Source organism: Neisseria dentiae (assembly GCF_024580525.1).
Classification (GTDB): Bacteria; Pseudomonadota; Gammaproteobacteria; order Burkholderiales; family Neisseriaceae; genus Neisseria; species Neisseria dentiae_A.
In genome coordinates this window covers 1-1105 of record NZ_JANIKQ010000053.1, presented here as the reverse complement: position 1 = coordinate 1105, position 1105 = coordinate 1, and the positions used below count along the sequence as shown (strand labels likewise).

The 1105-nt window shown below is 57.8% G+C and carries 1 protein-coding gene; it reads left to right on the top strand.

The features are described from left to right. Window positions 1-1105 (top strand): DUF637 domain-containing protein (locus NQ012_RS12810; protein ID WP_257067961.1); only part of this gene is annotated, 1105 nt, incomplete at both ends.

The window sequence follows — 1105 nt, the reverse complement described above, 5'->3', positions numbered from 1 at the left end:
GCCAAAACCCGTTCCGGCTGGGATACCGTACTCGAAGGCACCGAATTCAAAACAACCCTTTCCGGAGCCGACATACAGGCAGGGGTGGGCGAAAAAGCCCGTGCCGATGCGAAAATTATCCTCAAAGGCATCGTTAACCGTATCCAAACCGAAGAAAAGTTGGAATCCAACTCAACCGTTTGGCAAAAGCAGGCCGGCCAAGGCAGCACGGTGGAGACGCTGAAGCTGCCGAGTTTTGAAGGGCCGGCGCTGCCCAAGCTGACCGCCCCCGGCGGCTACATCGCCGACATCCCCAAAGGCAATCTCAAAGCCGAAATCGAAAAGCTGGCCAAACAGCCCGAATACGCCTACCTGAAACAGCTTCAGACGGCCAAGAACGTCGATTGGAAACAGGTGCAGCTCGCCTACGACAAATGGGGTTATAAGCAGGAAGGCTTAACCGGAGCAGGAGCTGCGATTATCGCCCTGGCGGTAGCGGCGGTAACCGGAGGCGCAGGAGCAGGCCTTATCGGAGCGGCACAGGGTACCGCATCGGCAGCCATGGCCGATGCCGCCTTTACAGCTTTGGTCAGTCAGGCTTCCATTTCGCTGATCAACAACAAAGGCGATATCGGCAAAACCCTGAAAGAGTTAGGCAGAAGCCGCACGGTGAAAAACATAGTGGTTGCCGCCGCCACCGCAGGCGTATCCAACAAAATCGGTGCTTCCGCACTGGCCAATGCCGGCGATACGCAGTGGGTCAACAACATGACCGTGAATCTGGCCGACGCCGGCAGCGCCGCGCTGATTCATACCGCGGTAAACGGCGGCAGCCTGAAAGACAATTTGGAAGCGAATATCCTTGCGGCTTTGGTGAAAAGCGCACACGGAGAAGCGGCGAGCAAAATCAAAGGGCTGGATCAGCACTATCTTGCCCACAAGATAGCCCATGCCGTAGCGGGCTGTGCGGCAGCGGCGGCGAATAAGGGCAAATGCCAAGACGGCGCAATCGGCGCGGCCGTGGGGGAGATTGTAGGGGAGGCTCTGACAAACGGCAAAACCCCTGCCGCCCTGACGGCCAAAGAGCGCGAACAAATCTTGGCATACAGCAAACTGGTTGCCGGCA